The organism is Dictyobacter arantiisoli, from assembly GCF_008326305.1.
GTDB lineage: Bacteria > Chloroflexota > Ktedonobacteria > Ktedonobacterales > Ktedonobacteraceae > Dictyobacter > Dictyobacter arantiisoli.
Genome location: NZ_BIXY01000203.1, coordinates 1 through 2414, shown reverse-complemented (window position 1 = coordinate 2414; position 2414 = coordinate 1). Strand labels below are relative to the sequence as shown.

General features: G+C 50.7%; 1 protein-coding gene. It reads right to left on the bottom strand.

The genetic code is table 11. From position 1 onward, the window contains the following. Positions 1–90 precede the first annotated feature (90 nt). Complete coding sequence (gene ltrA, locus F1593_RS27765) at positions 91–1815, bottom strand: group II intron reverse transcriptase/maturase (protein ID WP_149404793.1); 1725 nt, start codon at positions 1813–1815, stop codon at positions 91–93. Positions 1816–2414: the final 599 nt, after the last annotated feature.

Here is a 2414-nt window from a genome sequence, read left to right as displayed (position 1 = left end):
GCGCTGCCTAAGCGAAGAGGTCGCCCTCTCCGCTCGGCTTCAAAACCGTGCGTGAGACTTGTCGCCTCACACGGCTCCTCAATACTGCAGTCAATTGTCATTGACACACTCCGTTCCATGTTTCGCATGTCTTTGGTCATGGCAATGGCGGTGAAGCGCACATTTGTTGCTTAATTCTTCTCCGCCGCCTTCACTTCTTGGGGTAATATGGTCGATCTCTATTTGATCTCCCTCCCTGAAGTAAAGTTCACACCAGCGGCATTTTCTTTGCTGTTTCCGTAGCAGTTTTCCCAGTGTCGTCTTCGTTAATGGGTGATCTTTTAAGCGTTTTGCCCAATAAAGGAGGTTTCCGTCGAACGGGCTGGCCTTGCCTTTTACCTTTATGTGGCGTTGGATGGGTATTGCGTGCCATCTCAGCACATGTTGTTCTGGTCCTTCTGGCGTGGCATATGTCCAGGTGTTCCCTTCAATTGTCCGCCAATATTTCCCTTTTACCCATCGCGCGCCTTTCTTCGGGTGTTTTCGGGTCATCTTCTGCCAAAGCATACTGACGAGGTGGTGGTCGCATGTCGCAAATTGCTTTGCTGATACGACCGTTCGATAATACAGCGCCCAACCATGAATAACTGGGTTGAGTTGGTCAATGATTTCCTCTTGCGGTAACGATTGGCTTTTCTGTAATATCTTCCTGAGTTCTTGCAAATGGCGTTGAACTCCTTCTTTACTCGGCGTTATGATCGTTTTGAAACCTGACGGTTTTCCTTTTCCAGTATGGGTCTTCCCTACCGGGAATTGTCGAACAGTAAATCCCAGGAAGTTGAATCCTACATTTCCCTGATATTCTTTCAGGGTATGGGAGAGCCGCGTTTTGCTCGGTTTCAATTCCAGTCCGATGCCTTGTAACCATCTTGCGATGATTTGCTGCGCTTTAATGACCTCTGTTTCCTGGGCATGCAGCACCACAAAATCGTCGGCATACCGGATGAGCTGTGGCGCTCCTCGCAGTGCGGATGGAGCCTTGTTCTCACCGATGTAGGCTTTGAGTAATGCTTCTTCCATTCCATAGAGGGCGATGTTGGCAAGCAGTGGGGACACCACCCCCCCTTGCGGGGTTCCCGCCTTGGTTGGGGAAAGTTCCAATGCTTCCATGACTCCAGCTTTGAGCCAACCTTTCACCAGTCGTCTCATTACTGGATAGGTGCGCAGCTTTCCTAAGAGCGCTTGATGGTCAATATTATCGAAACAACCTTTGATATCCGCGTCCAGAACGTATTTGCTCTTTAATCGGATATTAATGAAGATTGCTCCTACAGCATCATGGGCACCGCGTCCCGGTCGGAAGCCATAGCTATTGGCCTCGAACAAGGCTTCCCACTGTGGTTCGAGGGCGGCTTTGGCTAGTGCCTGACATGCCCTATCAAACATTACAGGAATGCCCAACGGCCTTTGCTCAGTTTTTCCTGGTTTAGGTATCCAGACGCGTCTGAGTGGTTGTGGCTTCCTCTGGCTCATCCATTTTGGGTGAATTGCTTCAACCATCGCAAGTCTGCCCGTTGGTTGGACGGATTTCACACCATCTATGCCAGCGGTTTTCTTGCCCTGGTTGTCCTGGGTCACTCGTCGGACGGCCAAGAGTCGGGCGGACCGGGACTTCATTAACAATTTCTGTACCTTGTGAACTGTTTTCAGATCTCCATGTTCAGAGGCTTTGAAGATGCGCTTTTGCAGGCGGTACTGATGTTGCTCTAGCTTGCGCCAGGGCAATCCGGCCCATTCCTCACTCAAACTTTCGTCTGGTGCCTTGGTTTGTTCCATGCGACTTGCACTCCTTCATTCCACAGTATCGGGTCTGCGTCAGCGTATCCTGGGCATTACCCCAGGCATTTGCTTTTCAGACCATCCCACCAGACAGATACTTGCGGTTGGTACCTGCTCACGCCTTCGACCTCGCATGAGAGTCATCTGCTGGTTACTTCGTTCCGATAGTTCGTTTTGCGTTGCCGTAGGTCTCCTACTGTCCGCCGGGTTTCATTGGGGTGAATACCGATCAGCGATGGATCTGTCGGCCCTTATCCTTGTCCATTTTGGACCAAGCCCCGCATTGGCTCAATGATACTTGCGTTAACTCGCGTTGGCTTGTTCACGATAACGACGGTTCTGGTGCAGGTTCGCTTACGCTAGCCATAGCAACTTGCTAGGGGTTGTTCGTCACATCGAGTTTGCAACTTTGCCCCATTTCCTCCCGCTTCTCGGATTGATGACCAGTCGCTACCGAGGGGAAAATGCTGTTCCTCTTTTCACCTAGAGGGATGGGAATTTCGCCCATCATCGAACTATCAGTTGTCAGCAGGGTATATATCCTGCTGCTGTTCCTCCCCCGTTTTCACGGTTTTGGATCAAACGAATCGCAGCCA

What these genes read in the sequence shown, in the direction of transcription:
- ltrA (WP_149404793.1), bottom strand. Translation starts at nt 1,815, where the DNA reads ATGGAACAAACCAAGGCACCAGACGAAAGTTTGAGTGAGGAATGGGCC.